Annotated in this window: 18 protein-coding genes; 5 read left to right on the top strand and 13 right to left on the bottom strand. The window is 65.7% G+C overall.

The window, feature by feature from the left end:
• Positions 1-106: 106 nt before the first annotated feature.
• On the bottom strand, positions 107-1,873 hold the full coding sequence (recJ, locus tag U5A82_RS05290; RefSeq protein ID WP_326289223.1) for a single-stranded-DNA-specific exonuclease RecJ: 1,767 nt from the start codon (positions 1,871-1,873) through the stop codon (positions 107-109).
• 140 nt (positions 1,874-2,013) lie between these two features.
• Here recJ and U5A82_RS05285 point away from each other — a divergent pair, with 140 nt between their 5' ends.
• Together U5A82_RS05285 and U5A82_RS05280 are read left to right on the top strand one after the other, a co-directional pair.
• The gene (locus U5A82_RS05285; protein WP_326289221.1) at positions 2,014-4,134 is read left to right on the top strand and encodes an autotransporter assembly complex protein TamA; all 2,121 of its coding nucleotides are present in this window, start codon (positions 2,014-2,016) and stop codon (positions 4,132-4,134) included.
• Positions 4,134-8,357: a translocation/assembly module TamB domain-containing protein gene (locus tag U5A82_RS05280; RefSeq protein ID WP_326289219.1), complete on the top strand. Its 4,224-nt coding sequence runs from the start codon at positions 4,134-4,136 to the stop codon at positions 8,355-8,357. The genes U5A82_RS05285 and U5A82_RS05280 overlap by 1 nt, the downstream gene beginning before the upstream one ends.
• A gap of 70 nt (positions 8,358-8,427) precedes the next feature.
• Here U5A82_RS05280 and U5A82_RS05275 read toward each other — a convergent pair whose 3' ends face one another.
• The 7 genes from U5A82_RS05275 to dapA form a co-directional block, all read right to left on the bottom strand.
• A complete protein-coding gene (locus U5A82_RS05275; RefSeq protein ID WP_326289218.1) occupies positions 8,428-9,207 on the bottom strand; it encodes a transglutaminase-like domain-containing protein in 780 nt (259 codons plus the stop codon).
• A 527-nt stretch (positions 9,208-9,734) separates the two neighbouring features.
• The gene (recA, locus tag U5A82_RS05270) at positions 9,735-10,808 is read right to left on the bottom strand and encodes a recombinase RecA (RefSeq protein WP_326289216.1); all 1,074 of its coding nucleotides are present in this window, start codon (positions 10,806-10,808) and stop codon (positions 9,735-9,737) included.
• Between the two features lie 121 nt (positions 10,809-10,929).
• A complete protein-coding gene (locus U5A82_RS05265) occupies positions 10,930-11,286 on the bottom strand; it encodes a response regulator (protein WP_326289214.1) in 357 nt (118 codons plus the stop codon).
• 85 nt (positions 11,287-11,371) lie between these two features.
• Positions 11,372-13,783, bottom strand: coding sequence for a hybrid sensor histidine kinase/response regulator (locus tag U5A82_RS05260; RefSeq protein WP_442802156.1), 2,412 nt, complete (start codon positions 13,781-13,783; stop codon positions 11,372-11,374).
• 39 nt (positions 13,784-13,822) lie between these two features.
• On the bottom strand, positions 13,823-14,413 hold the full coding sequence (locus U5A82_RS05255; RefSeq protein WP_442802155.1) for a DUF2062 domain-containing protein: 591 nt from the start codon (positions 14,411-14,413) through the stop codon (positions 13,823-13,825).
• Positions 14,413-14,895, bottom strand: coding sequence for an SsrA-binding protein SmpB (gene smpB / locus U5A82_RS05250; protein WP_066599515.1), 483 nt, complete (start codon positions 14,893-14,895; stop codon positions 14,413-14,415). Before smpB ends, U5A82_RS05255 begins: the two co-directional genes overlap by 1 nt.
• Positions 14,896-14,938: 43 nt before the next feature.
• The gene (dapA, locus tag U5A82_RS05245; protein ID WP_326289210.1) at positions 14,939-15,817 is read right to left on the bottom strand and encodes a 4-hydroxy-tetrahydrodipicolinate synthase; all 879 of its coding nucleotides are present in this window, start codon (positions 15,815-15,817) and stop codon (positions 14,939-14,941) included.
• 99 nt (positions 15,818-15,916) lie between these two features.
• Between dapA and U5A82_RS05240 the strand changes: the two genes are divergently transcribed.
• Together U5A82_RS05240 and greB are read left to right on the top strand one after the other, a co-directional pair.
• Positions 15,917-18,019 carry a lytic transglycosylase domain-containing protein gene (locus tag U5A82_RS05240; protein WP_326289208.1) on the top strand — a complete coding sequence of 701 codons (2,103 nt, stop codon included), beginning with the start codon at positions 15,917-15,919 and terminating at the stop codon, positions 18,017-18,019.
• A gap of 241 nt (positions 18,020-18,260) precedes the next feature.
• Positions 18,261-18,746 (top strand): transcription elongation factor GreB, encoded by a 486-nt coding sequence (gene greB / locus U5A82_RS05235; protein ID WP_326289206.1) that lies wholly within the window; start codon positions 18,261-18,263, stop codon positions 18,744-18,746.
• 311 nt (positions 18,747-19,057) lie between these two features.
• Here greB and U5A82_RS05230 read toward each other — a convergent pair whose 3' ends face one another.
• Positions 19,058-19,930: a LysR family transcriptional regulator gene (locus U5A82_RS05230; RefSeq protein WP_326289204.1), complete on the bottom strand. Its 873-nt coding sequence runs from the start codon at positions 19,928-19,930 to the stop codon at positions 19,058-19,060.
• 106 nt (positions 19,931-20,036) lie between these two features.
• Here U5A82_RS05230 and bla point away from each other — a divergent pair, with 106 nt between their 5' ends.
• Entirely contained in the window at positions 20,037-20,897 is an 861-nt protein-coding gene (bla, locus tag U5A82_RS05225) for a subclass B3 metallo-beta-lactamase (protein WP_326289202.1), read from the top strand.
• A gap of 151 nt (positions 20,898-21,048) precedes the next feature.
• On the opposite strand, the gene U5A82_RS05220 is transcribed toward bla, so the two are convergent.
• The 4 genes from U5A82_RS05220 to aspS form a co-directional block, all read right to left on the bottom strand.
• Positions 21,049-21,234 carry a hypothetical protein gene (locus U5A82_RS05220; protein WP_326289200.1) on the bottom strand — a complete coding sequence of 62 codons (186 nt, stop codon included), beginning with the start codon at positions 21,232-21,234 and terminating at the stop codon, positions 21,049-21,051.
• A 129-nt stretch (positions 21,235-21,363) separates the two neighbouring features.
• Positions 21,364-22,677 (bottom strand): methyl-accepting chemotaxis protein, encoded by a 1,314-nt coding sequence (locus U5A82_RS05215; protein WP_326289198.1) that lies wholly within the window; start codon positions 22,675-22,677, stop codon positions 21,364-21,366.
• 74 nt (positions 22,678-22,751) lie between these two features.
• A complete protein-coding gene (locus tag U5A82_RS05210) occupies positions 22,752-23,534 on the bottom strand; it encodes a polyphosphate kinase 2 family protein (protein ID WP_326289197.1) in 783 nt (260 codons plus the stop codon).
• 190 nt (positions 23,535-23,724) lie between these two features.
• Positions 23,725-25,509: an aspartate--tRNA ligase gene (gene aspS / locus U5A82_RS05205; RefSeq protein ID WP_326289196.1), complete on the bottom strand. Its 1,785-nt coding sequence runs from the start codon at positions 25,507-25,509 to the stop codon at positions 23,725-23,727.
• Between the last annotated feature and the right edge of the window lie 18 nt (positions 25,510-25,527).

The following is a 25,527-nucleotide window of genomic DNA, read 5'->3' as shown; positions in this document are numbered from 1 at the left end:
CAACGCCGACTGGGCAGCGCTGCGAAGCGAAGGCGCAATTAGGCGGGGACGACGAAAGGGTCAACCCCCTAAGCCCAAGAAAATTGCAATGCTGTGACGCCGCTTCTCAAACCGCCCAGGCGGCGTCCTCCAGATGCAGTTCGGCGGCCGGGCGGCTGCCCCAATCATCGATCTTCGCCTTGCCCGCGACCCACAGCTTGCGGTCGCGCGGGGCACCCAATATCGCCTGACCAAGCTCGGTTTCGGCCTGGCGGAAGGCAATGGTCTTGATCGACCGGCCATCCTCGCCGCTCATGATCGCGCGCAGATGCCCGTTGCCCACGACATCGGCCTTTATGACGCGCATCGGCCCGGCGGCGATCAGCGGCGCGGGCCAGCCCGCGCCATAGGGACCGCCCTGCTCGATCGCGGCGACGAAATCCGGGTTCACGCCCGCAGGCGCCAGCACCGCGTCGATCAACAGCGCACGATCGTCGCGCGCCTTGGAAACCGCAGCGGACAGCCGCTCGTCCAGATAGTCGGCCAGCGCGTCGATCCGGTCCGCCGCCACCGTCAGCCCCGCTGCCATGGCATGGCCGCCGCCTGCGACCAGCAGCCCGCTATCCTTGGCCGCCAGCACCGCCGCGCCCAGATCCACACCGGAAATGGAGCGCCCCGACCCCTTGCCCACGCCCGCCTCATCGACGGCGATGACGATGGCGGGACGTCCGGCCTTTTCCTTGATGCGGCCCGCGACGATGCCGATTACGCCGGGATGCCACCCGTCGCCCGCAATCACTGCGACGGCGCGATTGCCCTGCGCCGCCAGCAGCGCTTCGGCCTGTTCCTGCACCGTCGATTCGATCGCGCGGCGTTCCTCGTTATAATGATCCAGCTGCGCCGCGATGCGTGCGGCCTCGACCGGATCATCGGTGGTCAGCAATCGGACGCCCAGGTCCGCCTGCCCCACGCGCCCCCCGGCATTGATCCGAGGGCCAAGCGCAAAGCCCAGATCATGGCACAGCGGCGCGCGCGTCAGGCGACTGGCGTCGATCAGGGCGGACAGGCCGACATTATGCCGCTTCGCCATGACCTTCAGCCCCTGCGCGACGAAAGCGCGATTGAGGCCCTTCAACTGCGCCACGTCCGCCACGGTGCCCAGCGCGACGATGTCGAGCAGTTCCATCAACGCCGGTTCGGGGCGGGTGGCGAACCAGCCCCGCGCGCGCAACAGCCGCACCAGCGCCGCGCCAAGGAGAAAGGCGACGCCGACCGCCGCCAGATGGCCGTGCGTCGCCGCCTCTTCATTCTCGTCCAGCCGATTGGGGTTCACCAGCGCGAAGGCTTCGGGCAACTGGGTGGCGCATTTATGATGATCCACCACGATGACGTCGACCCCGGTCGCCTTGGCTTGCGCCAGCGCCTCGAACGCCTGCGCGCCGCAATCGACGGTCACGATCAGGGTCGCCCCCTCCCCCGCGAGGCGCACCAACGCCTCGCCCGAAGGACCATAGCCCTCCATCAGCCGATCGGGGATGTAAGGCCTGGCATGGAGACCAAGGTCGCGCAGCAACCGGATCAGCAGCGCGGCGCTAGTCGCGCCATCGACATCATAATCGCCGAAGATGCGAACATCCTCCCCCCGCTGCACCGCATCGGCGATACGCTCGGCCGCCGCGTCCATGTCGCGGAACAGGCTGGGGTCGGGCATGAACTGGCGGATGGTGGGATTGCGATGCGCCTCCACCCCATCGCGCGGGCAGCCGCGCGCCAGCAGCAATTGCGTCACCAGGTCGTCGGGCAGGTAGCTGGCGTCGCGCCCGTCGGCGCTGCCGCCCCGCCAGCGCCAGGGCTGGCCGGAAATGGATCGTGCAATATTGAGCGCAAATGTCATGCACAGGCTCTAGCCGTCCGCGAGTCCCGTGGGAAGCGCGGCGAATCATGTCGCAGGCGGAACCGTCGCAACCCCTTGGGCGTATTGCTTCTTTGCCGGGCGGTCCAAATGCGCGGCGCGAAAGGGGCATCGCGATTTCCATGAACAGACGGCAGGCCTATCATGTCCGGCGCATAATGGCCGTGGCGCTGATGACCACGTCCCCCCTACCGCTGAGGGCGCAGACCGCCGCGTCCGCGCCAAGCGCAAACCCGCCCCATGAACAAGCGCAGGACGAAGAGCCGATCCTGCCCGACGACCAGTTCGACGCGCGCATGCCGAAGATCGACAGCAGCGACACAGGTGCGCCATTGCCGTCCATCGATAGCTGGATCGACCAGCAGATGCCGCAGCAATCGACCGCACCGACCGAGTTGCCGCCCTCGAACGATCCGGCCGAAGAACGGGAATTGGCTCAGCCTTTGCCGCCGCTCGACAGTGTGACCGTGCCGACCAATGTCGCGGCCAATGCCGACCCCAATGCCAAGCTGCCCGACGTCCGCTACGCCACCAGCTTCGAAGGGTTCGGCAAGACGGGCCTGGAAGAGGCATTCAAGGACGCGTCGGCACTGATCGACGGGAAAGGCAAGGCCGAGACCGCCGCCATGGTGCAGGCGCGCGCGACGGAAGATGAAAAGCTGGCGACGCGGCTGCTCTATTCCGAAGGCTATTATGACGCGACCGCGCTCGCCAGCTTGGACCAGACCGGCGATGGTACGCTGAAGGCCGTGATTTCCGTCACGCCGGGCAAGCGCTACAAGATCGGCAATATCGTCATCACCGCTGCCCCCACGGTGCCGCCCAGCCTGGTGCGCGACAGCCTGCCGCTCAAGACCGGCGACTATATCGTCGCCGCTACGGTGGAGGGGGCAGAGGCCAATGTGGCGCTGCGGCTGCCGGAACAGGGCTATGCTTTCGCCAAGGTGGGCGCGCGCGACATATTGCTCGACCCCGCTACGGTAACGGGCGACTATACGCTGCCCGTCGACGTCGGCCCACGCGGCCTATTTCGCAAGATCACGACCAGCGGCAACAAGCAGGCGTTCGGCGCCGACCATATGGAGGTCATTCGCCGCTACAAGCCTGGCGAACTCTATGACAGCCGCAAGGTGGACGACCTGCGCAAGGCGCTGGTCGCGACGGGGCTGTTTTCCAGCGTCGGCGTCGACCCGGTACGGACGAACGAGGTGGGGCCGGACGGGACCGAATATGTCGACCTGCATGTCGAACAGGAAGCAGGACCACCCCGCACGCTGGCGGGCGAAGGCGGCTACGGCACCGGCCAGGGCTTCCGTGTGGAAGGGACATGGACCCACCGCAACCTGTTTCCACCCGAAGGCGCGCTGATCCTGGGCGCGATCGCGGGCACGCAGGAACAGGGCGCGTCGGCGACCTTCCGCCGCGCCAATGCGGGCAAGCGCGACAAGACATTCCAGACCGGCATCACGGTCAACCACCAGAATTACAATGCCTATGAAGCCTATACGGCGGGCGTGAATATCGGCTGGTCACGCCAGTCGACGCCGATCTTCCAGAAACGCTGGACCTACAGCTATGGGGCTGAAATCCTGCTGACCAACGAGCAGGTCGTGATCGACCCGACTACGGCGGACAAGACGCGGCGGACCTATTTCATCGGCGGCTTGCCGGTGCAGATCGGCTATGACCGGTCGAACGACCTGCTGAACCCGACCAGGGGGTTCCGCGCCAATCTGCGCGCCGAACCGGAAGGATCGCTCCAGGGGAATTTCTCCCCCTATCTGCGCGCCACTTTCGACCTTTCGGGCTACTATCCGGTGTCCGACGCCTTGGTGATCGCAGGGCGCGCACGCGTCGGCACGATCAGCGGCGTCAGCCGCGCCGATGTCGCGCCGTCGCGGCGCATCTATGCAGGCGGCGGCGGATCGGTCCGTGGTTTCGGCTATCAGGAACTGGGGCCGAAGGACGCGAACAGCGATCCGATCGGCGGCCGGTCCGTCAACGAGTTCGCGGTCGAAGGCCGCTACCGCTTCGGCAATTATGGCGTCGTCGCCTTCGTCGATGCGGGCCAGGTCTATGAAAGCCAGATGCCGCAATTTTCCGACATGCGCTACGGCGTCGGCCTGGGTGGCCGCTTCTATACCAATTTCGGTCCCTTCCGCGCGGACATCGCCATGCCGATCAACCGGCAGCCCGGCGAATCCAAATTCGCCATCTATATCGGTATCGGACAGGCCTTCTGATGGCGCAGGACGACAATATCCCTCCCGCTTCAGACGCTACGGCTGAAACAATCATGGTGCGGGAAAAGCGGCCCTTGTGGCGGAAGATCGCGATCGGCGTCGTCGGTCTGGCCGTTGCCCTGGTGGTTCTGGTCGCGGGCCTGCTGCTGGGCCTGAACACCCAGCCTGGCAAGACATTCCTGATCCGGCAGATTGCCGCGTTCCAGATGGAATCGGGCATGAAGATCGAAGTTGGCCGCATCGACGGATCGATCTACAGCGACATGACGATCCATGACCTGGTGTTGCGCGATCCCAAGGGCGTCTTCGCCGTCAGCCCCCAGGTGCATGTGATCTGGCGGCCGTTCCGCTACATCAACAATCATATCTCCGTGAGCCTGCTCGAAACCCCGCTGGTGGTGCTGGCGCGCAGTCCGCAGTTCCATGTCGTGGCGAGCGATCCTAACGCGCCGATCCTGCCCGACCTGGACATTGACGTCGACCGGATGAAGATCGGCAAGTTCATCCTCGCCAAGCCTGTCATCGGGCAGAAGCGGGAAATCGCGATCGACGGCGTCACCCATATCGCCGATGGCCGGGCGATCCTGTCGGCCGATGCGATCGTCGATAGCGGCGACCGGTTGCAGGCGAAGCTGGACGCGGTGCCGGACCAGAACCGCCTGGCGATGAGCGGTACGCTAACCGCGCCCAAGGGTGGCGTCATCGCAGCCATGTCGGGTCTGACCGACGGGATGACCGCAACGCTGGATGGCAAGGGTAGCTGGCAGGCGTGGGACGGCCGGATCGTCGCGACATCGCCCAAGGGCGAGCTGGCGAATATCGCCCTGACGGCCCGCAACGGCAATTTCACCGCGAAAGGCCCGGTGCGTCCCGGCCTGGTCCTGGCCGGGACGGTCGATCGGCTGACCGCGCCGCAACTGGACGTCGATCTGTTCGTCGGCCTCAACGAACGGCGCGTCAACGTCAAGGGCACCTTGCGGTCGCCGGCCATGTCCGCCGATGCGCAGGGTCTGATCGACCTGGGCAAGAGCCGGTTCAGCGCGCTCAAGATCAATGCCGCGCTGCTGACGCCCGGCGCGATCATGGAGAAGGTGAAGGGCCGCGACGTGCGCGCCTCCATCATCCTCGACGGGCCGATGGCGACGCCCTTCATCGATTATGACATCACCGCCAGAAGCATCGCCTTCGACGCCACGGGCATCGAGAATCTGAAGGCCAGTGGTCGTGCGGTCATCGACGCCGATCGCATCCGCATTCCCGTCAATGCCACCGCGACCCGCGTGACCGGCCTCAATGCAGCGGCGGGTGGGTTGCTCCAGAATCTGCGCGTGAAGGGCGACTTCGCCTATGCCGCGGGCAAGCTGATCAGCGACAATCTCAAGATCGACAGCGACAAGATCGACGCGACCGCCATCGTGCTGGCGGACCTCGACAACGCCCTCTATCGCGGCGCGCTGAAAGGCCGGGTCAACGATTACAAGATCGACGGCGTCGGCATCGTCAACCTCAACACCGATGTCGAACTGATCCCCGGCCCCAAGGGCGGGTTCGGCCTGGGCGGGCGGTTCGGTATGCGCACGGCGCGTTGGGAAAACGCATCGGTTCGCGATTTCCTCGGCGGTAACGCGGTCATGTCCGGGCGGATCGGGATGACGCCGGAAGGCAAGTTCACGCTGGCCGGATTGAAAGGCGCGGCGCCCAATTTCACTATCCACAGCGGTTCCGGCAGCTATGACACGGACGGACGGATCGCCTTCGATGCGGCGGCGTCCTCGAAACAATATGGACCGCTGGCGCTGACCGTGCGCGGTACGATGGAACGACCACAGGCGGTGTTGCGCGCGGCGCGCCCCAATGTTGGGGTGCAACTGACCGATGTCGTTGCCAAGCTGAACGGCGAAGCGGCCGGATATCGGCTGGAGGCCACCGGCGGATCGCCCTATGGCCCCTTCTTCGCCAATGTGCTGATCCGCACGGCGCAGGGTCCGTTGACCATCGACGTGACCAAGGCGCGCTTTGCCGGGGTCGACATGAACGGCCGCATCCAGCAGAGCGCCGCCGGTCCCTTTACCGGCCAGTTGACGCTGAACGGATCGGGCATCGACGGCGCGGTGCGATTGGCCGCCGTGGGCAAGGTGCAGGGCGTCGATGTCGATGCGACCGCCAGCAACGCGAAGCTGCCGGGAGAGGTCGATATCGTCATCGGCCGGGCGATCGTGAAGGCCTCTCTATTATTGACCGAACAACCGCAGATCAAGGCGGACGCGCAGATCGCCAATGCGGCCTATGGCGCTTATGTGGTGCGCAAGGCGCGGGCGCGGCTCGACTATCAGGGTGGCCGTGGCCGCGCGCAGATAGTCGCGGACGGGTCCAGCGGCGTGCCCTTCTCGATCGCCGCCAATGCGGCGCTGCGTCCCGACCTCTATGCCGTGGCGTTGCAGGGCAAGGCGGCCAATATCGATTTCCGCCTGGCCAATCCGGCTATCATCCGTGTCGAAAAGGGCGGCTATCGCCTGGAACCGGCGACATTGATATTGCCGCAGGGCAAGGTCGATCTGGCGGGCCGCTTTGGCGACACGACCAGCGCGCAGGCGCGGTTCAAGGATTTCGACCTGGCCATCGCCAATATAGTCTCGCCTGGTCTGGGCATCGGCGGGCGGGCGACGGGCGCGCTGGACTATAACCAGCAGGGCAGCGCCTTCCCGACCGCCACGACGCGTCTTGCCATCAGCGACTTCCGCCGGTCCAGCCTGACCGCCGTGTCCGACCCGGTGTCGATGAGCATCGAGGGCAAGCTGTCCTCGGCAGGCGGCGACCTGCGCGGGCTGATCCGGGCCGGCAGCAACACGCTGGGGCGCTTCACGGCCACGCTGGCGCCGCCCGGTGCGGGGGCGAGCTGGTCCGAGCAGTTGCAGAACGCACGGCTGGGCGGCGGTATTCGCTATGCGGGACCGGCCGATGTGCTCTTCTCCTTCGCCGGTCTTGCCGACCAGCAATTGACCGGTGGTCTTGCCGTCGCGGCGGACTTTAGCGGGCGGCTGACCGACCCGCGCCTGAACGGCGTGGTGCGCGCCAACGCGCTGACCTATGAGAATGAGACGTTCGGAACGCGCGTGACGCAGATGAAGCTGGATGGACGCTTCACCAACGATCATCTGGAGATCCGCGACTTTTCCGGCCGCGCTGGTGACGGCACGGTCCAGGCGTCGGGCAATGTCGGCCTGGCCGCCGCCAGCGGTTTTCCGATGGATATCGCGGTGAAGCTCGATCGTGCCCGGCTCGCGCGCAGCGAAGCGATCACCAGCGTCGTCAGCGGCACGATCAACATCAGCAACAGTGCGGCCAATGGCGGCCTGATCGAGGGCGACCTCAATCTGCCCGAGACCCGCTACCGCTTCGCCTGGCAGGGCGGGACGGATATCCGGCAGCTTCAGGGCATACGCCGCAAGGGCGGCGGGACCGACCCGCTCGACCAGCGCCTGGCTGCGCGGCAGGCCGCTGCGAAGCCCGCCGACTGGAAGCTCGACATCCGGGTGCGCGCTGACAATGAAATCTACGTGACCGGCATGGGGCTGGATTCCGAATGGAAGACCAACATGCGCGTCACCGGCACCACCGCCGATCCGCGCGTGATCGGCAAGATCGAATCGCTGCGGGGGCGCTACAGCTTCTCGGGCAAGCAGTTCGAGCTGGAGCGGGGGGTCATCACCTTCAACGGGCCGATGCTGAACCCGACGCTCCAGATCAAGGCGGAAACCCGGATCGACACGGTGACGGCGGGCATCCAGGTGACGGGGTCGGCGCAGCAGCCCGATATCGCCTTCATCTCCACCCCCACTCTGCCGCAGGACGAGATCCTCTCGCGCATCCTGTTCGGCGATAATGTCGCCAACCTGTCCGCGATGCAGGCGGTGCAGCTGGCGGCGGCGCTCAACGGGCTGCGGGGCGGCAGCGGCGGACTGAACCCGATGGGCAAGTTGCAGGGGGCTTCGGGTCTCGACCGGATCGGCATCGTCGGTGGCGACGAGGCGACCGGGCGCGGCACCTCGCTCGCGGTGGGACAGCATATCTCCAACAATATCTATGTGGAGGTGATCACCGACTCAAAGGGCTTCACCGCCACCCAGCTGGAGATCGCGTTGTCGAAGACGCTGAGCCTGTTGTCGAAGACCGGTACCAATGCCGGATCGTCGGCCAACCTGCGCTATTCGAAGGATTATTGAGGATGGGCAACCGTTTGCGAGGCAGGTCGCCGCGCGCCACCAGGGGTGGGCGCGCGGCGATGGGACGGCGTCAGGCCTGCGTCACGGTGATCGACTGCGCATTCATCATCGCGCCGCCGAAGACGGTCATGAAGGCGATGTCGGTGGCGTCGCGGCCGACGGCGATGCGGACCATGGTTTCGACCGGGGCCAAGCCGGTGGCATCGACGATGTGCCAGGCGCCGTCGAGCCAGACTTCGACCACGGCATGGAAGTCCGGTGGATCAAGGCCAAGTGCATAGACCGACACCAACCGGGCGGGAATGTCGCGCGATCGGATCAGTGCGGCGGTCAGATGCGCAAAATCGCGGCACACGCCCTGCTGGGCGACGAACGTGTCGGCGGCGGTGGTCGTGCTGTCCGAACTGCCGGGCACATAGACGAGATTGTCATGCACCCAGTCGACCAGCGCCTGCACCAGCGCCCCGCCCTGAAGATCGGGGAAATGGCTACTGACGAAACTGCCGAAGCGATCGGCCTCGCAATAGCGGCTGGGCCAGATGAAGGGGAGCACATCCTCGGGCAGGCTGGGCAGGGGGCTTTTGGCGAGGCTGGCGATCGCGACCGGCTGGCGCGCAACCTCCATGGTCGCGCGATAGGTGCTGAGCATGCGGCCGGTGCCGGTGCGGGTCCAGGTGCGGCGGCCGATGCCGCTGCCGCCGCGCTTGTTCGTCAACGGGCCTGCATTGTCGATGATGTGGGACTGGGTAATGACCTGCTGATCGGGCATCGCTGCGGCCTCTACCGCCAGCAGGACGTCGGTCGGTTCGGCAAAATCATAATCGAGTATCGCTTCGATGGCGACGCGCATGAGTGGGTTCCAATGTGAGAGGGGGCGGGTCGAATCGGCGCGCCTTAAGGAGCATCGTTTGGGCGCAGGATGTTGGCAAGGGCATTGGGATGTTTCGCCGTGAAAGCTATGCCTTTGATGGGCTGTTTCGGCTTGTTGAAGACTTGGCATGGACGGCTGCGCGCCAACGCAACGAAGGTGATTCTGCTTTTGGGGAAAGGCTGAAAATAGGCGTGCGACCGCTTAACTTCGCACATTTCCCGTCCATCTTGTTGTTTCGTTACGCGGGCTTGATCCTATCGGTATGTCCGGGCGGTCGAGATAAGGACCAAGCCCGACCTTCATAGGGGAAAACTGGCGTGCCGCCTTCTACAGGACACAAGCCATGCGGTTCCTGCGTAAGCCGCGCCCTGCCCCCCTCCATCTCGCCGACGGTAAAAGGCCCGTCGCGCGGGGAGCGCGGCGGGCCTTTTCAGAGCGTGATGCGCAAGGCGGGCGATATCCCATAACTGCGTTCCGGCTGATCCGGCCGGACGCAGTTGCAGGGCTTATTCGCCATCATCCTCCGCATCGGGTCCGGTGATCATCTTTTCGGCGACTTCTTCGGTCTTGCCACGAATCGCCTTTTCCAGCTTGTCCGCCAGTTCAGGATGTTCCTTGAGATAGGTTTTCGAATTCTCACGCCCCTGCCCAATGCGGATCGAGTCGTAGGAGAACCAGGCGCCCGATTTTTCTACCACCCCGGCCTTGACACCCAGATCGAGAATCTCACCGATCTTGGAAATGCCTTCGCCATACATGATGTCGAATTCGACCTGCTTGAAAGGCGGGGCAACCTTGTTCTTGACCACCTTCACCCGGGTCGCGTTGCCAACGATATCGTCGCGATCCTTGATCTGGCCGGTACGACGGATGTCGAGACGCACCGAAGCGTAGAATTTAAGCGCATTGCCACCAGTCGTGGTCTCCGGATTGCCGTACATCACGCCGATCTTCATGCGCACCTGGTTGATGAAGATCACCATGCACTTGGACCGCGAGATGGAGCCGGTCAGCTTGCGCAGCGCCTGGCTCATCAGGCGCGCCTGAAGGCCGACATGGCTGTCGCCCATCTCACCTTCGATTTCAGCGCGCGGCACAAGCGCGGCGACCGAGTCGATCACCAGCACGTCGATCGCATTGGATCGCACCAGCGTATCGACGATTTCCAGCGCCTGCTCGCCCGTATCGGGCTGAGACACGATCAGTTCGTCGATGTCGACGCCCAGTTTCTTGGCATAGCCCGGATCGAGCGCATGTTCCGCGTCAACGAACGCCGCCGTGCCGCCGCCCTTTTGCGCTTCGGCAATGACATGGAGCGCGAGCGTCGTCTTGCCCGAGCTTTCGGGACCATAGATTTCGATGATACGCCCCTTGGGCAGGCCGCCAATGCCAAGTGCGATATCGAGGCCGAGAGAACCACTGGAAATCGCTTCGATCTCCAGCTTTTCGCGGCTGCCCAGCTTCATGGCGGAGCCTTTACCGAAGGCGCGGTCGATCTGCGCGAGCGCCGCGTCCAATGCTTTCTGTCTGTCCATTGTCCCGTTCTTCTTGGAATCGATGAGTGAGAGCATTGCGGTCATCGGCCTACCTCCTGTCAAGCGGAGAGCGCACGAATATTCGGCGCCTTGGCGATGATGTATCCTGTTTGTTCTTAAAGAACAAGAGGGGAACAGAAATTTCCTATCCGCTTGCCCGAACGCTTTATTCGCTCAGGATCTTGCCCAATGCGCGTTCGACCGCGCCGATGGTGAAAGGCTTGGCAAGCGTCGGTCGGCTGGCGTGGCTGGACGGCAGATCGTCGGCCATGCCGCCGGTCGCAAAGACGAAAGGTACGCCGCGTTCGGCGAGGATGTCCGCCACCGGCCAGCTTTTTTCGCCCTGAAGATTGCAGTCGACCAAAGCGGCGTCGAACCCGCCATCGCGCGCATGGGCACAGGCTTCATCGACCGTGGCGGCGACGGCATGCAGCCGATAGCCCAGGGCGTCGAGATAATCCTCCAACATCATGCCGATCATCGCTTCGTCTTCGACAATCAATATGCTCTTGGCGTCCGACATGCTGTGCGATCCTCGCTAATCCAGCCAACTCGCTAACCGATCCCTGTCGCCTTGCCCAGCATATTCACCTTAATCCCGCGCAAACTCAGGGTGTGAGCGGCCGCATGGCCAGGGCGTCGCGCGCGGCTTCGGCCAGTTGGCTGACGGAAAAGGGCTTGGGCAGGAAAGCGACATTGGCGAGGTCGATCGATTTGCGCAGCTGTTCCTCGGCATAGCCCGACATGAACAGGACCGGCAGGTCGGGATAGGCGCGGCGGGCCTGCGCGACCATGGCGGGGCCGTCCATATTGGGCATGACCACGTCGGAAATCAGCAGGTCGATCTTTTCCGTGCCGCCCAGCACCTCCAACCCCTGTTCGCCGTCATTGGCCGTCAGCACCTTGTAGCCCTGGCGCGTGAGCGCACGTTCGGCGACGGCGCGGACCATATCTTCATCCTCCACCAGCAGGACGGTGCCGGTGCCCCAGGTTTCGCTGCGGGGTTTGGGCGCTTTGGCGGCAACGGGCTGTTCCGCGTCCGCGCCGCTATAGACGGGCAGATAGATGACGAAGCTGGCCCCGCGCCCCAGTTCGGATTCGGCGAAGATATAGCCGCCCGATTGTTTGACGATGCCATAGACGGTGGACAGGCCGAGGCCCGTGCCCTTCCCCAGTTCCTTCGTCGTGAAGAAGGGTTCGAAGATCTTGGCGAGAATGTCGGGCGGGATGCCAAGGCCGGTGTCGGACACCCGCAGCGCGGTATAATCGCCCGCGGGCAATATCTGCTGGCGCATTTCGCGCACCTTGATGGCGGGGACGGCATAGGTCTGGATATTGACCGTGCCGCCTTCGGGCATGGCGTCGCGGGCGTTGACCGCGAGGTTGACGATCACCTGCTCCAGCTGGCCCGGATCGGCGCGGATCGCGCCCAGATTGCGGCCATGGGTGACGTCGAGCTTCACATTTTCGCCCAGCAGGCGCTTGAGCAGATTGGAGACGTCGGCGACGATGTCGGGCAACTGCAATATCTGCGGGCGCAAGGTCTGCTGGCGCGAGAAGGCGAGCAGCTGGCGGGTCAGGCCCGCGGCGCGATTGCTGTTCGATTTGACCTGCTGAATATCGTCATAGTCGCTGTCGCCGGGCGTATGGCGCATCAGCATCAGGTCGCAATGGCCGATGATGGCGGTGAGGATATTGTTGAAGTCGTGCGCAACGCCGCCGGCCAGCTGGCCGATCGCCTGCATCTTGGTCGCCTGCGCGACCTGACGCTTGAGCTTGGATTCCTCGCTATTGTCCTTGAGGCTGAGCAGCACCGCCGCTTCGCCCAGGCCCCGCACGCCCGCCAGGCTGAGCGCGACCGGATCGTCGGGCTGGCCGCGCATGCGGACCGCGATATCGCCCGACATTTGCGGACCCACCGCGAAGCGACGGACCGCGTCGGCGACCGCCGCCTGATCCTCCCGCACGACGAGATCGCCGGGATAGCTGGGTTTCTCGCCGTCCCGCAGGCCCGCGACGCGGGCGAAGGCGTTGTTGAGGAAGAGGACGCGCCCGTCCCGGTCGGCCATGGCAAGGCCGAAGGGCAACAGCGACAGGAGCGTTTCGATATAGGAGAGCGCGGACGTGCCGCCGCCGCCCGCCGGTTCGTCGATCAGCAGCAGCAGCATCGGCCCGTCCTGCATCGACGCCTGCGACCCGTTGGGCTGGGCCGCGCGCTTCAAGGGCACCTGGAGCAGGCGCAGCGGCAGGCCGCCCTGTTCTTCGCGCGCCAGGAACAGGCGGCTCTTGTCGTCCACCCGCATATGGGCGGCGAAATCGCGGCCGATGATATTGGCGTCGATCCGCCCCGCCGCGCGCAACAGGAAGGCGCCATTGGCCGCGCGGATGCGGCCTTCGCCGCCGATCAGCACCGCCATGATGCCCGCCTCGCCCAGTTGCCGCCCCGCTTCGCCGGTGAGGAAGCGGTTGACGTCGTCCAGTGCGCTGGGCTGGCGCACGGGGGTGAAGCGCCAGAGCAGATAATCGTCGGACCGGCCGGTGCGGGCGATGGCGACGTCCAGGCGCAAGGCGCCCTGGGCCATGCCTTCCACCTTGGCTTCGCCATCGCGCCAGGCGGCGCGGGCGGCGGCGGACAGGGCGTCGTTGAGCGCGGCATCCGCTGTCACGGCGGGTGGAGTCGGATATCCGGGGAACCATTCGCCGAACAGGTCGCTCGCGCAGACCAGCCGACCGCCGCGATCGGTGACGGCGATCGCCATGCTGGACGCGTCGGCGGCGGCGCGGGCGACGGTCCAGTCGGGTGTCGCCTCGCTGGCGGACACCGGCGTAGGAAAGAGATGCTTATACCAACCGAGCAGGGCGGCGGCGACCAGGATCGTCGCGCCGAACCCGGCGGCCAGCTGCAGGCTGCCCACGGCGTAGAGCACCAGCGCGGCGGAGGCCAAGGCGGCAAGGATCAGCAGCGGCAACGCCAGACGCGAGCGCGGCTGCACCAGCCAGGCCTCTTCACCTCTTTTCAACCCGATACCCCTGAGCCTGCTTGCGAACGACAGCCGACGTCAGACGCCGGCGGCCTTCTCCAATGCGCCGCTTTGATGGGCCTTGCCAATCCTCAATTTACGCGCCTGCCATTTCCGGCCCATGCGCCGACGCCAGAACCAGTCGGCGATGACGTAGCCGACGACCGCGCTGGCGAGCGAAATCAGGACGAGGCCGAGCAGCATGGCGGGTGCGGCTTCGGACAGGAGCCAATTGGTCCACTGGCTGACGGTGGCGTGGCCGTCGACCAGCGCCATGAAGCCGGTCGCATCCGCGCTGCGGCCCAACATCCAGTTGCCCAGCCATACCGACGCCATCAGAATGAGCGGCGTGGTGGCGGGATTGGACAGGAAGGTCATCGCCGCCGCGACCGGGATATTGGCGCGGAACGGCAGGGCCAGCAGCGCAGCGCCCGCGATCTGGACGCCGGGGATCAGCAGGAAGATGCCGACGAACAGGCCCAGCGCCACGCCGCGCGGCACCGAGCGGCGAGTGAAGCGCCAGAGCGAGGGTTCCAGCACGCGATGCGCGACCGGCGCAAGCACGCGGCTCTGCTCCAGCGACTCGCGGGTCGGACAATTGGCATGCCACCAGCGGGTCAGGCGGCTCATCAGCCCTTGTCCCGCATGATGCGCTGCTGATCGCGTTTCCAGTCGCGGTCCTTGATGGTTTCGCGCTTGTCGTGGTTCTGCTTGCCCTTGGCCAGCGCCAGCTCGATCTTGGCGCGGCCGGTGCTGTTGAAATAGATCATCAGCGGCACCAGCGTCATGCCCTTGCGCGACACGGCGCTGTGCATCTTTTCGATCTCGCGTTCGTGCAGCAGCAACTTGCGCGGACGCTTGGGCTCATGATTTTCGCGGTTGCCGTGGCTATATTCGGGGATGTTGCTGTTCACCAGAAACACCTGGTTGCCCTTCACCTCGGCATAGCTTTCGGCGATATTGCCTTCGCCGCCGCGCAACGCCTTCACCTCGGTCCCTTGCAGGGCGATGCCGGCCTCGAACACGTCCTCGATGAAATAATCGAAGCGGGCGCGCCGGTTTTCGGCGACGATCTTCTTCTTGTCGAAGGTTGCGGGACGGGGGCGGGCCATGACTGTGTTCTAACTCATTTCATATATGGGGACGCGGTCCCCTTCAAACCAGTCCGGCGATTTCCAGCGCCCGGTCGACCGCGGCGCGGCTCGATTCCGACGGCCAGGTGATGGGCAGGCGGACGTCGCTGGGCATGTCGGCGCGGACTCGGGTGAGCGCATATTTGACCGGGCCGGGTGAAGAATCGCTGAACAGGGCATCATGCAGGGGATAAAGACGATCCTGCAACGCCAACGCGCCATCCCAGTCATGCGCTGCGCAGGCGGCCTGGAAATCGGCGCACAGGCGCGGCGCGACATTGGCGGTGACGCTGATGCACCCCTTGCCCCCCATTGCGTTGAAGCCGAGCGCGGTTTCGTCATTGCCCGAAAGCTGGCAGAAGTCGGGACGGCAGGCGAGCCGCTGCGCGGTGACGCGCCCCAGATTGCCGGTCGCGTCCTTGATCCCCACGACGGTCTGATAGGCTTCCGACAGGCGGTGGATCACCGGCACGCCGATGTCGGTGATGGTACGGCTGGGCACGTTATAGAGGACGATCGGCAGGGCGCAGCGTTCCGCCAGATAGGCGAAATGTTGATAGACGCCGTCCTGATTGGGCTTGTTGTAATAAGGCGCCACGACCAGCGCGGCGGCCGCACCCGCGCCCTGCGCCGCATACATATGTTCCAGCGCGATCCGGGTGTCGTTGGAGCCGCAGCCCGCGATCACCGGCACGCGTCCCGCCGCCTGATCGACGCAGATGGCGATGACGCGATTATGTTCCTCGACCGTCATCGTCGCGCTTTCGCCGGTGGTGCCGCAGGGGACGAGCGCGCTCGATCCTTCCGCGATCTGCCAGTCGACCAGGGCGCGAAAAGCCGCTTCATCCACCCGTCCGTCGCGAAACGGGGTCACCAGAGCCGGTATCGAGCCCGAAAACATGATTAAACTCCTTCAAATCTCCGGGCAGCCGGGGCATGATCGGTCCAGCGGCGCGCTATAGCGCGTCATTCAGGGCCTGATAAGGATGCAATTGCGATTATGTCCAGCATGCGCACGCCCATAATGTTCGAAAGTAGCTTGATCCGCATGCCTATCATTGCCCTGTTGTTGATGACCGCCGGCGCCGGCGCCCAGACCGAGACGGTGCAGCGCGTGCCGCCCGAATATCCGACGGCCTCTGGCCCGGTCGTGCAGCCGCTGCCCGGGCAGGACGGTCAGGGGTCAGGCGGCCCCAGCCCCTGGCAGCAGGCGCAGAGCCGGATCGGCGTGGCGCAGGACGGCAGTATCGCCGGTACGATCAGCCAGTGGCGCGCCTTGCAGCAGAGCGACGGCCTGGGCTTTTCCACCTATGCCAGCTTCATCACCGCCAATCCGGGCTGGCCGGGCGAGGACCGGATGCGGCGGCTGGCCGAGACGGGGATCAACCCCGACAGTTTCGATCCGCGCCAGGTGACGGGGTTCTTCGCGCGCTTCCCGGCGCGCACGGCGACCGGCCATGCCCGCAACGCCGTCGCCCTGATGCAGATGGGCCGGATGGACGAGGCGCGGGTCGCCGCGCGCAACGCCTGGATCGGCGGGTCGCTCAGCCCCGCCGACGAAGCGCGGTTGCTGTCGCTGTTCGGATCGAGCCTGACGCCTGCCGATCATGACCAGCGCGCCGACGCGCTGCTATGGGCCAACGACGTCAACGGCGCGGCGCGGATGATCGCCTATGTCAGTCCTGCCCGGCAGCCGGTGTTTGCCGCCCGGATCGCCTTCCGCCGCAAGGCACCCGACGCGGCGATGCTGATGCAGGCGGCCGAAGGCGCGGGCGCGAGCGACGGGGGGTTCGTCGCGGACAAGGCGATGTGGCTGCGCGACAGCGGCAACTGGGTCGCGGCGCGGCAATATCTGGCGAACCGGAGCGCGCTGACCTATCGCCCGACCAACGCCGAGAAATTCTACGAGACGCTGCTGGACCAGGCGCGCGGCGCGGCCAATGACAGCCAGTGGAGCTTTGCCTATGGCATCGCCAGCAAGATCGACGACGCCGTCGCGCCGGGCACCGACATCAGCGATCAGGCAATCGGTGTGCGCGACGATTATACCAGCCTGGCCTGGCTGGCGGGCAGCACGGCCTTCTACAATCTCAACCGGCCGACCGACGCGGTGACGATGTTCCGCCGCTATGCCGACGCCGCCAAGTCCCCGCAGACCCGGTCCAAGGGCTATTATTGGGCGGGCCGGGCCGCCTTGCAGGCTGGCGACGCGGCGAGCGCCAACAGCTATTTCAATCAGGCCGGGGTCTATCCCGACCAGTTTTACGGGCAATTGGCGCTGGAGCGGCTGGGTCGGCCGATCCCCGCCCCCGCCACGGTCGAGCGGCCGGTGCCGATTTCGGCGGCCGAACGCGCCGCCTTCGACAATCGGTCGGTCGTGCGCGCGGTGCAGGCGCTGGGGCAGATGGGCTATTGGGAAGACCAGAGCAAATTCGCCCGCGCCATCGCCAACAATGCCGACAGCGATGTCGACCATTATCTGGCGGCGGAGCTGGCGCAGAAGATCGGCCGTCCCGACATGGGCGTGATGGTCGGCCGCCGCGCGGTGTCGAGCGGGCTGACCGGTTATGGCACCAGCGCCTTCCCGCGCGTGCCCGTGCCATCGGAAGCGCAATATAGCTGGACCATGGTCCACGCCATCGCCCGGCAGGAAAGCCAGTTCGACAAGCAGATCGTGTCCCATGCGGGCGCGCGCGGGCTGATGCAGCTGATGCCCGGCACCGCGCGCGAGCAGGCGGGCAAGATGGGTATGAGCTATGCCCCCGCGTCGCTGAACGACCCGGCCTACAATATCATGCTGGGGTCGGGCTATTTCCAGCGGATGCTCGACTATTATGGCGGCAGCTATCCGCTGGCGGTGGCCGCCTATAATGCAGGCCCCGGCAATGTGAACAAATGGGTCCGCGCCAATGGCGACCCGCGCGTGCCGGGCGCCGACATGCTGCGGTGGATCGAGCAGATCCCGATTTTCGAGACGCGCAACTATGTGCAGCGGGTGCTGGAAAACGCCGTGGTCTATGAGGCGATGAATCCGGAGCGGGCTAAGTTCCGGGGGACCAATGCGGTGCTGAGCCGCTATCTGGGGAAACAGACGCCGGGGTAATTTTTGATTCGCGCGGAGGCGCAGAGACGCGGAGGGGATTTGTCGCGCGGCCGGTTCCTGAAAGAAGTGCGCGCGCTGGGGCGCAGAGTTTTTAAGAATGGCTTCGCCGCATTCCGGGCCGGAGACCGTTCCAAAAAATCTCCGCGTCTCCGCGCCTCCGCGTGAACCTATTTCTCCATGATCTCTACGCCCTTGCGCGAACAAATTGCGCTGCCATCCCGGCAAGGGATAAGGGAGAACCATGACCACCCCCTACCCCAACTATATCTCGCCCGAAGGCTTCGCGAAGTTGCGGGCCGAATATGACCATCTGCTGGGGACCGAGCGGCCGCGTATCGTCGAGGTGGTCAGTTGGGCCGCGGGCAATGGCGATCGCAGCGAGAATGGGGACTATCTCTACGGGCGCAAGCGGATGCGCGAGATCGACTTCCAGCTCAAGCGCCTGTCGAAGAAGATGAAGGACGCCAAGGTCGTGGATGCGCGCCAGCAGCCCGACAAGGGCCGGGTCTATTTCGGCGCGACCGTCACCATCGCGGACGAGGACGACAACCACCGCACCGTGACGATCGTGGGCAATGACGAGACGGATGTGGATGCGGGGCGGATCGGATGGGGATCGCCGATATCGCGTGCGCTGCGCGGGGCGGCGGTGGGCGACCTGCGCCGGGTGCTGCTGCCTGCGGGCGAGAAGGAATATGAGGTTATGGCGATCGCCTATCCAGTGTGATGTGTTCGCGCGGAGGCGCGAAGATGCGGAGGGGGCTGGTCCTTAGAGGCCTCTGCGCAGCCATGTTTCGGCCCGTGGCCGCTCCCAAAAAAGTCTCCGCGCCTCCGCGCGCCCGTAATGATGCGAGGCATGGGTTCGCATGCACAATGAGACAGCGAGTTGGACAGTTGTGGCGATTTTTCGCTTTGATGAATTGAAGGTAGCGATTGGCCTATTCATGATTTCAAAGCATCATGGCGTTTCCCGTGCGACGGCCGGGTTGCAGTACGCCGCATGGGACTGGACCCCGGCCTTCGCCGAGGAACGTGTCGTCAGCTCAGGTCGGCGTGGGCGATCAGCCATGTGCGGAAATCCGCCATGGCCGAACTGTCGGGGCGGGACATCAGGCGGGTGAGCCAATAGCCGCCCAGATCGACGGAAGCGGCGAAGGGCTGGACCAGGCGGCCCGCATGGAGATCCGCTGCGAACAACGCGGGCGGGGCGAGCGCCACGCCCAGTCCCCGCAAGGCGGCCTGCACCATCAGGATCGAACTGTCGAATATCGGCCCGCGCAGGGGTGGACAGGGCGCGCCGGCCGCCGCGAACCAGCGCGGCCATTCGTCGGCGCGATAGGATCGCAACAGCGTTTCGCGGGACAATGTCGCGGGATCGTCCAGCCGCGCCGACATGTCGGGAGTGCAGAGCGGGGCGAGGGGCGCGCGCAGGATCGGATCGGCATGGGTGCCGTGCCATGCGCCGTCGCCGAAGCGGATGGCGAGGTCCAGCCCCTCCCCCGCCAGGTCGACGCGATTATTGTTGGTCAGAACGCGCAGGTCGACATGGGGACAGGCGCGGGCGAAATCGTCCAGCCGATCGAGCAGCCAGCCCGACGCGAAGGTGCCGACTACGCCGATCGTCAGGATTTCGCGCGGGCGTCCCCCTGCGATACGATCGAGCGTCGCGCCGATCCGGTCGAGCGCGTCGCCCATGACCGGCAGGAGGGCGCGGCCTTCGTCGGTCAGCATCAGACCGCGTGGCAGGCGGCGGAAAAGCGGCGCACCCAGCCGCGCCTCCAGCGCCGCGACCTGCTGGCTGACCGCGCCCTGGCTGACGCAGAGTTCGATCGCCGCCCGGGTGAAATTGAGATGCCGCGCAGAGGCCTCGAAGGCGCGCAGGGCGTTGAGGGGCAGTTGGGCGCGATCCATGGTCGAAAGGCATAAGGCTGGCTTATGGCTCTGTCGAGAAATGATGCTTTGTCGGCAGTGGTCCGAACGGGCAGCTTCATGATCATAACGCAATGGAGGCAGGATCATGCGCAAGACGGTGGCATTGGCTATAAGCCTGGCTGGGATGGCGACCATGGGCACGGGTCAACCTGCCGCACCCCCTCCTGCCAAGTGGATGGCGCCGCAATCGCCCGCGCGCCTCCATGGATCGACCTATCTGGTCGGGTTCGCCGACCTCAATGTCGCGGTGATCCGCACCAGCGCGGGGCTGATCCTGGTCGATGGCGGCGTGCCGGAGGCCGTGTCGGCGATCGAAGCGCATCTTCGCCAGATCGGCCTGTCGATCAAGCAGGTGAAGCTGATCCTGAGCACCGAGCCGCATTCAGACCATGCGGGCGGCATCGCCGGTCTGGCGCGGGACAGCGGCGCGAGCGTGATCGCCAGCCTGGCGGGCGGCGCGGTGCTGCGCCAGGGCGGCGGCGATCCGGACGATCCGCAGGCGGCCTGGCTGAACCCGTTTCCCGCCGTGGCGCGGGTGCGGGCCGCGCGCGACGGGGAGGCGATCCGGCTGGGCGACACGATCGTCACCGCCCATGCGACGCCGGGCCATACGCTGGGCAGCATGAGCTGGAGCTGGAAAAGTTGCGAGGGGGAGGATTGCCGGACGATCGTCTTCGGTTCCAGCCTCAATCCCGTATCGCCCGACGGCTGGCGCTTTGCCGACCCGGCGCATCGGCGCTTCGTCGACGCGTTCCGGGGCAGCTTCGCGCGGGTCAAGGCGATGCGATGCGACATGTTGATCCCGTCCCATCCGGCCGACGATCAGGCCGACAGGCTGGCGCGACTGGCCAGGGCGCGGACGCCCAATCCCTTCCTCGATCCGGGTGCCTGCCGCCGTTATGCGGAACGGGCGGAAGCGGCGCTGCGCAAGAAGCTGGCGCAGTAGGGTCCGGGACGGCGGCACTATGCCGTTCCCCGGCGCAGGCCGGGGAACAGTTCCGTGTGCGCGACTGGACCCCGGCCTGCGCCGGGGAACGGTTTCAATGGGCCGCGTTCAAGGCTCGTCGAGAAGCCCATTCCAGGTCGGCGGCGAACGCCTATTCGTGGGGGCGCAGCGCCTGGTTGAGGCTTTCGAGCACCGCGTCGATCGGTTCGGTTACGGTGACGCTGCGCCCTTCACCGAAGCGGATGCGGGTGCCGTCGCTGACCTGGGTGACGAAGGTGACCTGCGCGGGGTTGATCGCGGTTTTGGTACGGTCTGTGCCGACGAACGTTGCGAGCATGGCGTCCTCTCTTCTTGTGTCCTCGCATGGCCCCGATGCCGGCCTTTGGGCCGCCAGCCTGGCAATGCGGTTGTTATGGACGGACAGCCTAGCGCGATTCGTGCCGCGCGCCAGCCCTGATTTATGGCGTCAGGCTGCGCGGATGGTGGCGACGAAGCCGCCGGCCCGCTGTTCCAGCCGATGCGCTTCGTCCACCAGGGCGTCGGCGACGTCGCGCATGCCGCGCGCGGCGAGCGACGTAGCCTGGGCATTGTCGCTGATCTGGCGGGCGCTGGTGCGGATATGAGCGCTGGACGAGCCCGCTTCGGCCACGCTTTGCGCCATGGTGCGGCTGAACGCGCTTTGCCGCGCGACCGCATCGAACACCGCCGCCGACAGCCGATCGGCCCGGGTCATGGTGGCGTCCATATGCGCATGGCCCGCCGCGACTTCGCCGATGGCGAGGCGGATATGGTCGATCCGCCCGGCGATGCCCGCCGCCGCGTCGCGCGTCTGCTGCGCGAGCGATTTGACTTCACGCGCGACCACGGCGAAGCCCTGCCCCGCTTCACCGGCGCGCGCCGCCTCTATGCCCGCATTGAGCGCCAGCATGGCGGTCGCGCGGGCGATGCTGTCGATCAGGGCGATGACCTCCCCTATGCCGTCGGCCTCGACCCGCAGCGCGGTGCTGCGTTCGACGCCCGACCGGCTGCGCGCCGTCGCTTCGGCGATGGCGGCGCCCGCCGCCTGCGCCTCCGCCTCCATCGCGCGGAACAACTGGCCCAGTTCCATGCCGCCCGCTGTGAGTTCGGCCAGCCGCTCCGCCGTCTGCGCGGCCGCGACCGCCATCGCCGCCGACTCCGCGCCGTCGCCCGCCGCGCGGTCCGCCGCCTGCCCCGCCAGCGCCGACAAGCGTTCGGCCATAGCCGCCATGTCGGCGATCATCGTCGCGATATCGTGGCGGAAGGCGGCGCTTTCCTGGGTGATATGTTCGACCCGCGCGGTGCGCGCCAGCGCCACGCGCGCGTCGCGCTCGGCCGCGAGGCGCAGCAGCAGCGGACCGTTCAGCACGCCGTGATAGAGGCCGTCTTGCGTTGCGATCAGCCCTTCGCATCCCGCGCCCTGCGCCGCGAACAGGTCGATCAGTGCCTCCACGTCGGCGGATCGCTCGACGCAGGCGCAGGGCCGGACATGATCGTCCAGCCGCCCGCCGAAACTGGGATTGCGCAGCAGCGCGTGGCCGAAGGGATTGAACAGGATGCGGCGCATGTCGCGCTCGTAGATCGCGCCCACCGGCCGGTCGGCCGCGTCCAGCACCGGGAGCAGGCGCAGGCCCGATTCGCGCTGGAACCAGTCGACCGCTTCGCTGAGCGGGCGACCCAGCCGGATGACGGGGCTGGGCGCGTCCAGGGACGGTGCGATCGCCGGGGGCGACGCGGGTAAGGCGGTGGAAGCTGCGAACATCGCCGATGATCTAGACCGATAATGGTAAACAGGCGGTTAGATTTTGATGACAGTTCTGTGACAAGGCACTGACATTATTTGCTTTTATAGCCGAACGCCGTTTGCGCGAGTTTGACGACTTCGGGATCGGCGGGCGGGAAATCCATCGGCACCAGCGCTTCCAGCCGATCCGCGACATAGGTGAGCGCCGCGATGCGACCAGCCTTGCGATGGTTGTTGTCGATTACGTGCCAGGGCGCATGTTTGCTGTCGGTCTTCTTGAACATGGTGTGCATCGCGTCGAGATAGTCGGCGCGGCGGGCGCGGTTGCGATAATCGTCCGCGCCGGTCTTCCACCGCTTCCAGGGCGTGTCGAGCCGCTGGGCGAGCTGTTCGTCCTGCGTGTCCTGGGTGATGTGGACGAACAGCTTGACGAAGTTGGTGCCGACCTGCGCCAGTTGCTTTTCGAAGGCATTGATTTCGTCATAGCCGCGCTTCCAGTCGGCCTTGCTGCAAAAGCCCTCGACCCGCTCGACCAGCACGCGGCCGTACCAGCTGCGATCGAAGACGCCGATATTGCGGCTGGCGGGCAGGCGCGTCCAGAAGCGCCAGAGGAAATGATGGTCGCGTTCCTCCTGCGTCGGGGCGGAAATGGGGTGGACCTGATAATAGCGCGGGTCCCAGTCGGCGCTCATCCGCTTGATGATGCCGCCCTTGCCCGCCGCGTCCCAGCCCTCCAGCAGGATGACGCTGCGCTTGCCGTGGAGGATGTGGGCGACCTGAATCTTGGCGAGGCGCTGTTGCAGGGCGAGCAGGTCGGCGTCGTAGTCGCCCTTATATTTCGCGCCCTTTTCGTAATCGGCAAGGTCGATGGTCATGGGGCGCGTCTCCTATGCTGTTGCTATGGCAGGCAACGCTTTGGAGCGGGAAAAGTCAAACTGGGCCGCGCGGTCGCGGCGGTCGGAAGACAAAAGAAGGGGACTCGCGCGGAGACGCGGAGGCGCGGAGGGCTTTTATCTCCGCGTCTCTGCGCCTCTGCGCGAACGGGTCTTCCGGCGCTAAAGCCGTTTATGCTTTCGCCTGCGGCTCCACGACGCGGACGTGGAGTTCGCGCAGTTGCTTGAATTCGGCAGCGCTGGGCGCGCCCATCAGCAGGTCTTCGGCGCGCTGGTTCATCGGGAACAGCGTGATTTCGCGCAGATTCTGCGCGCCGCACAACAGCATCACGATGCGATCGACGCCCGCAGCCATGCCGCCATGGGGCGGCGCGCCATATTGGAAGGCGCGGTAGAGGCCGCCGAAGCGATCCTCCACGTCCTGCTGGCTAAGGCCGACCAGTTCGAACGCCTTGACCATCAGTTCGGGCGACTGGTTGCGGATCGATCCCGATGCGATTTCATAGCCGTTGCAGACCATGTCATATTGATAGGCGTTGATCGTCAGCGGATCCTGATTGTTCAGCGCGTCCAAACCGCCCTGCGGCATCGAGAAGGGGTTGTGCGCGAAATCGACCGACTTGGTGTCTTCGTCATATTCGTAGAAGGGGAAGTCCACGATCCAGCACAGGTCGAAGCGATCCTTGTCGATGAGGTCGAGCGTTTCGGCGACGCGGGTGCGCGCCAGGCCGGCGAGCTTGGCGGCCTGCGATTCCTTGCCCGCCGCGAAGAAGACGCCGTCATTGGGACCGAGGCCGAGCGCTGCGATCAGCTTTGCGGTCGCTTCCTCGCCATGGTTCTTAGCGATCGGGCCGCCGGGGACGCCATCCTTGATGTTGATATAGCCCAGGCCCGAATAGCCCTCGCCGCGCGCCCAATTGTTCATTTCGTCGAAGAATTTGCGGCTGCCTGCGCCTGCGCCGGGGGCCGGGATCGCGCGGATGACGCTGCCGCTGTCGACCAGCGACGCGAAGATGCCGAAGCCGGAGCCGACGAAATGCTCGGTCACGTCGGTGATGAGGATGGGGTTGCGCAGGTCGGGCTTGTCGCTGCCATATTTCAGCAGCGCCTCGGCATGGGGAATGCGCGGGAAGCTGCCTGCCGGGGTTACCGGCTTGCCGTCGGCGAACTGTTCGAACACCTGCGCGATGACCGGCTCCATCGTGTTCCAGACATCTTCCTGGGTCACGAAGCTCATTTCAAGGTCGAGCTGGTAGAATTCGCCGGGCAGGCGATCGGCGCGCGGGTCTTCGTCGCGGAAGCAGGGGGCGATCTGGAAATAGCGGTCGAAGCCTGCCACCATCAGCAACTGCTTATATTGCTGCGGGGCCTGTGGCAGGGCGTAGAATTTGCCCGCATGGATGCGGCTGGGCACCAGAAAGTCGCGCGCGCCTTCTGGCGAAGAGGCGGTCAGGATCGGCGTGGAATATTCGGTGAAACCGATGCCTTCCATGCGGCGGCGCATGTCGGAAATGATCCTGGTGCGCTTGACGATATTGGCGTGCAGCGTCTCGCGGCGCAGGTCGAGGAAGCGGTAGCGCAGGCGGATGTCTTCCGGGTACTCCTGCTCGCCCGCGACCGGCAGCGGCAGTTCGGCGGCGGTGGAAAGCACCGTCACGCTGTCGGCCACGATCTCGATCTCGCCGGTCGCCATGCGCGGGTTGATGGCTTCGGCGGCGCGGGCGACGACCTTGCCCGCGATCGTCACGACGGATTCGAGGCGGAGCGATTCCAGCGTGCGAAGCGGATCGCTGTCGGCCTTCGCCACGACCTGCGTGATGCCATAATGGTCGCGCAGATCGACGAAGAGGACGCCGCCATGGTCGCGCTTGCGATGCACCCAGCCCGACACGCGGACGTCATTGCCGACCTCTGCCGTGGTCAGGGCGCCGCAGGTGTGGGTGCGATAGGCGTGCATGGCGTTTTGGTCTTTCAG

The organism is Sphingobium sp. CR2-8, assembly GCF_035818615.1.
In the GTDB taxonomy this organism is placed as follows: domain Bacteria; phylum Pseudomonadota; class Alphaproteobacteria; order Sphingomonadales; family Sphingomonadaceae; genus Sphingobium.
The sequence above is the reverse complement of the archived record's forward strand: the minus strand, read 5'-3'. Positions and strand labels throughout refer to the sequence as shown.

What these genes read in the sequence shown, in the direction of transcription:
- recJ (WP_326289223.1), bottom strand. Translation starts at nt 1,873, where the DNA reads ATGACATTTGCGCTCAATATTGCACGATCCATTTCCGGCCAGCCCTGG.
- U5A82_RS05285 (WP_326289221.1), top strand. Translation starts at nt 2,014, where the DNA reads ATGAACAGACGGCAGGCCTATCATGTCCGGCGCATAATGGCCGTGGCG.
- U5A82_RS05280 (WP_326289219.1), top strand. Translation starts at nt 4,134, where the DNA reads ATGGCGCAGGACGACAATATCCCTCCCGCTTCAGACGCTACGGCTGAA.
- U5A82_RS05275 (WP_326289218.1), bottom strand. Translation starts at nt 9,207, where the DNA reads ATGCGCGTCGCCATCGAAGCGATACTCGATTATGATTTTGCCGAACCG.
- recA (WP_326289216.1), bottom strand. Translation starts at nt 10,808, where the DNA reads ATGACCGCAATGCTCTCACTCATCGATTCCAAGAAGAACGGGACAATG.
- U5A82_RS05265 (WP_326289214.1), bottom strand. Translation starts at nt 11,286, where the DNA reads ATGTCGGACGCCAAGAGCATATTGATTGTCGAAGACGAAGCGATGATC.
- U5A82_RS05255 (WP_442802155.1), bottom strand. Translation starts at nt 14,413, where the DNA reads ATGAGCCGCCTGACCCGCTGGTGGCATGCCAATTGTCCGACCCGCGAG.
- smpB (WP_066599515.1), bottom strand. Translation starts at nt 14,895, where the DNA reads ATGGCCCGCCCCCGTCCCGCAACCTTCGACAAGAAGAAGATCGTCGCC.
- dapA (WP_326289210.1), bottom strand. Translation starts at nt 15,817, where the DNA reads ATGTTTTCGGGCTCGATACCGGCTCTGGTGACCCCGTTTCGCGACGGA.
- U5A82_RS05240 (WP_326289208.1), top strand. Translation starts at nt 15,917, where the DNA reads ATGTCCAGCATGCGCACGCCCATAATGTTCGAAAGTAGCTTGATCCGC.
- greB (WP_326289206.1), top strand. Translation starts at nt 18,261, where the DNA reads ATGACCACCCCCTACCCCAACTATATCTCGCCCGAAGGCTTCGCGAAG.
- U5A82_RS05230 (WP_326289204.1), bottom strand. Translation starts at nt 19,930, where the DNA reads ATGGATCGCGCCCAACTGCCCCTCAACGCCCTGCGCGCCTTCGAGGCC.
- bla (WP_326289202.1), top strand. Translation starts at nt 20,037, where the DNA reads ATGCGCAAGACGGTGGCATTGGCTATAAGCCTGGCTGGGATGGCGACC.
- U5A82_RS05220 (WP_326289200.1), bottom strand. Translation starts at nt 21,234, where the DNA reads ATGCTCGCAACGTTCGTCGGCACAGACCGTACCAAAACCGCGATCAAC.
- U5A82_RS05215 (WP_326289198.1), bottom strand. Translation starts at nt 22,677, where the DNA reads ATGTTCGCAGCTTCCACCGCCTTACCCGCGTCGCCCCCGGCGATCGCA.
- U5A82_RS05210 (WP_326289197.1), bottom strand. Translation starts at nt 23,534, where the DNA reads ATGACCATCGACCTTGCCGATTACGAAAAGGGCGCGAAATATAAGGGC.
- aspS (WP_326289196.1), bottom strand. Translation starts at nt 25,509, where the DNA reads ATGCACGCCTATCGCACCCACACCTGCGGCGCCCTGACCACGGCAGAG.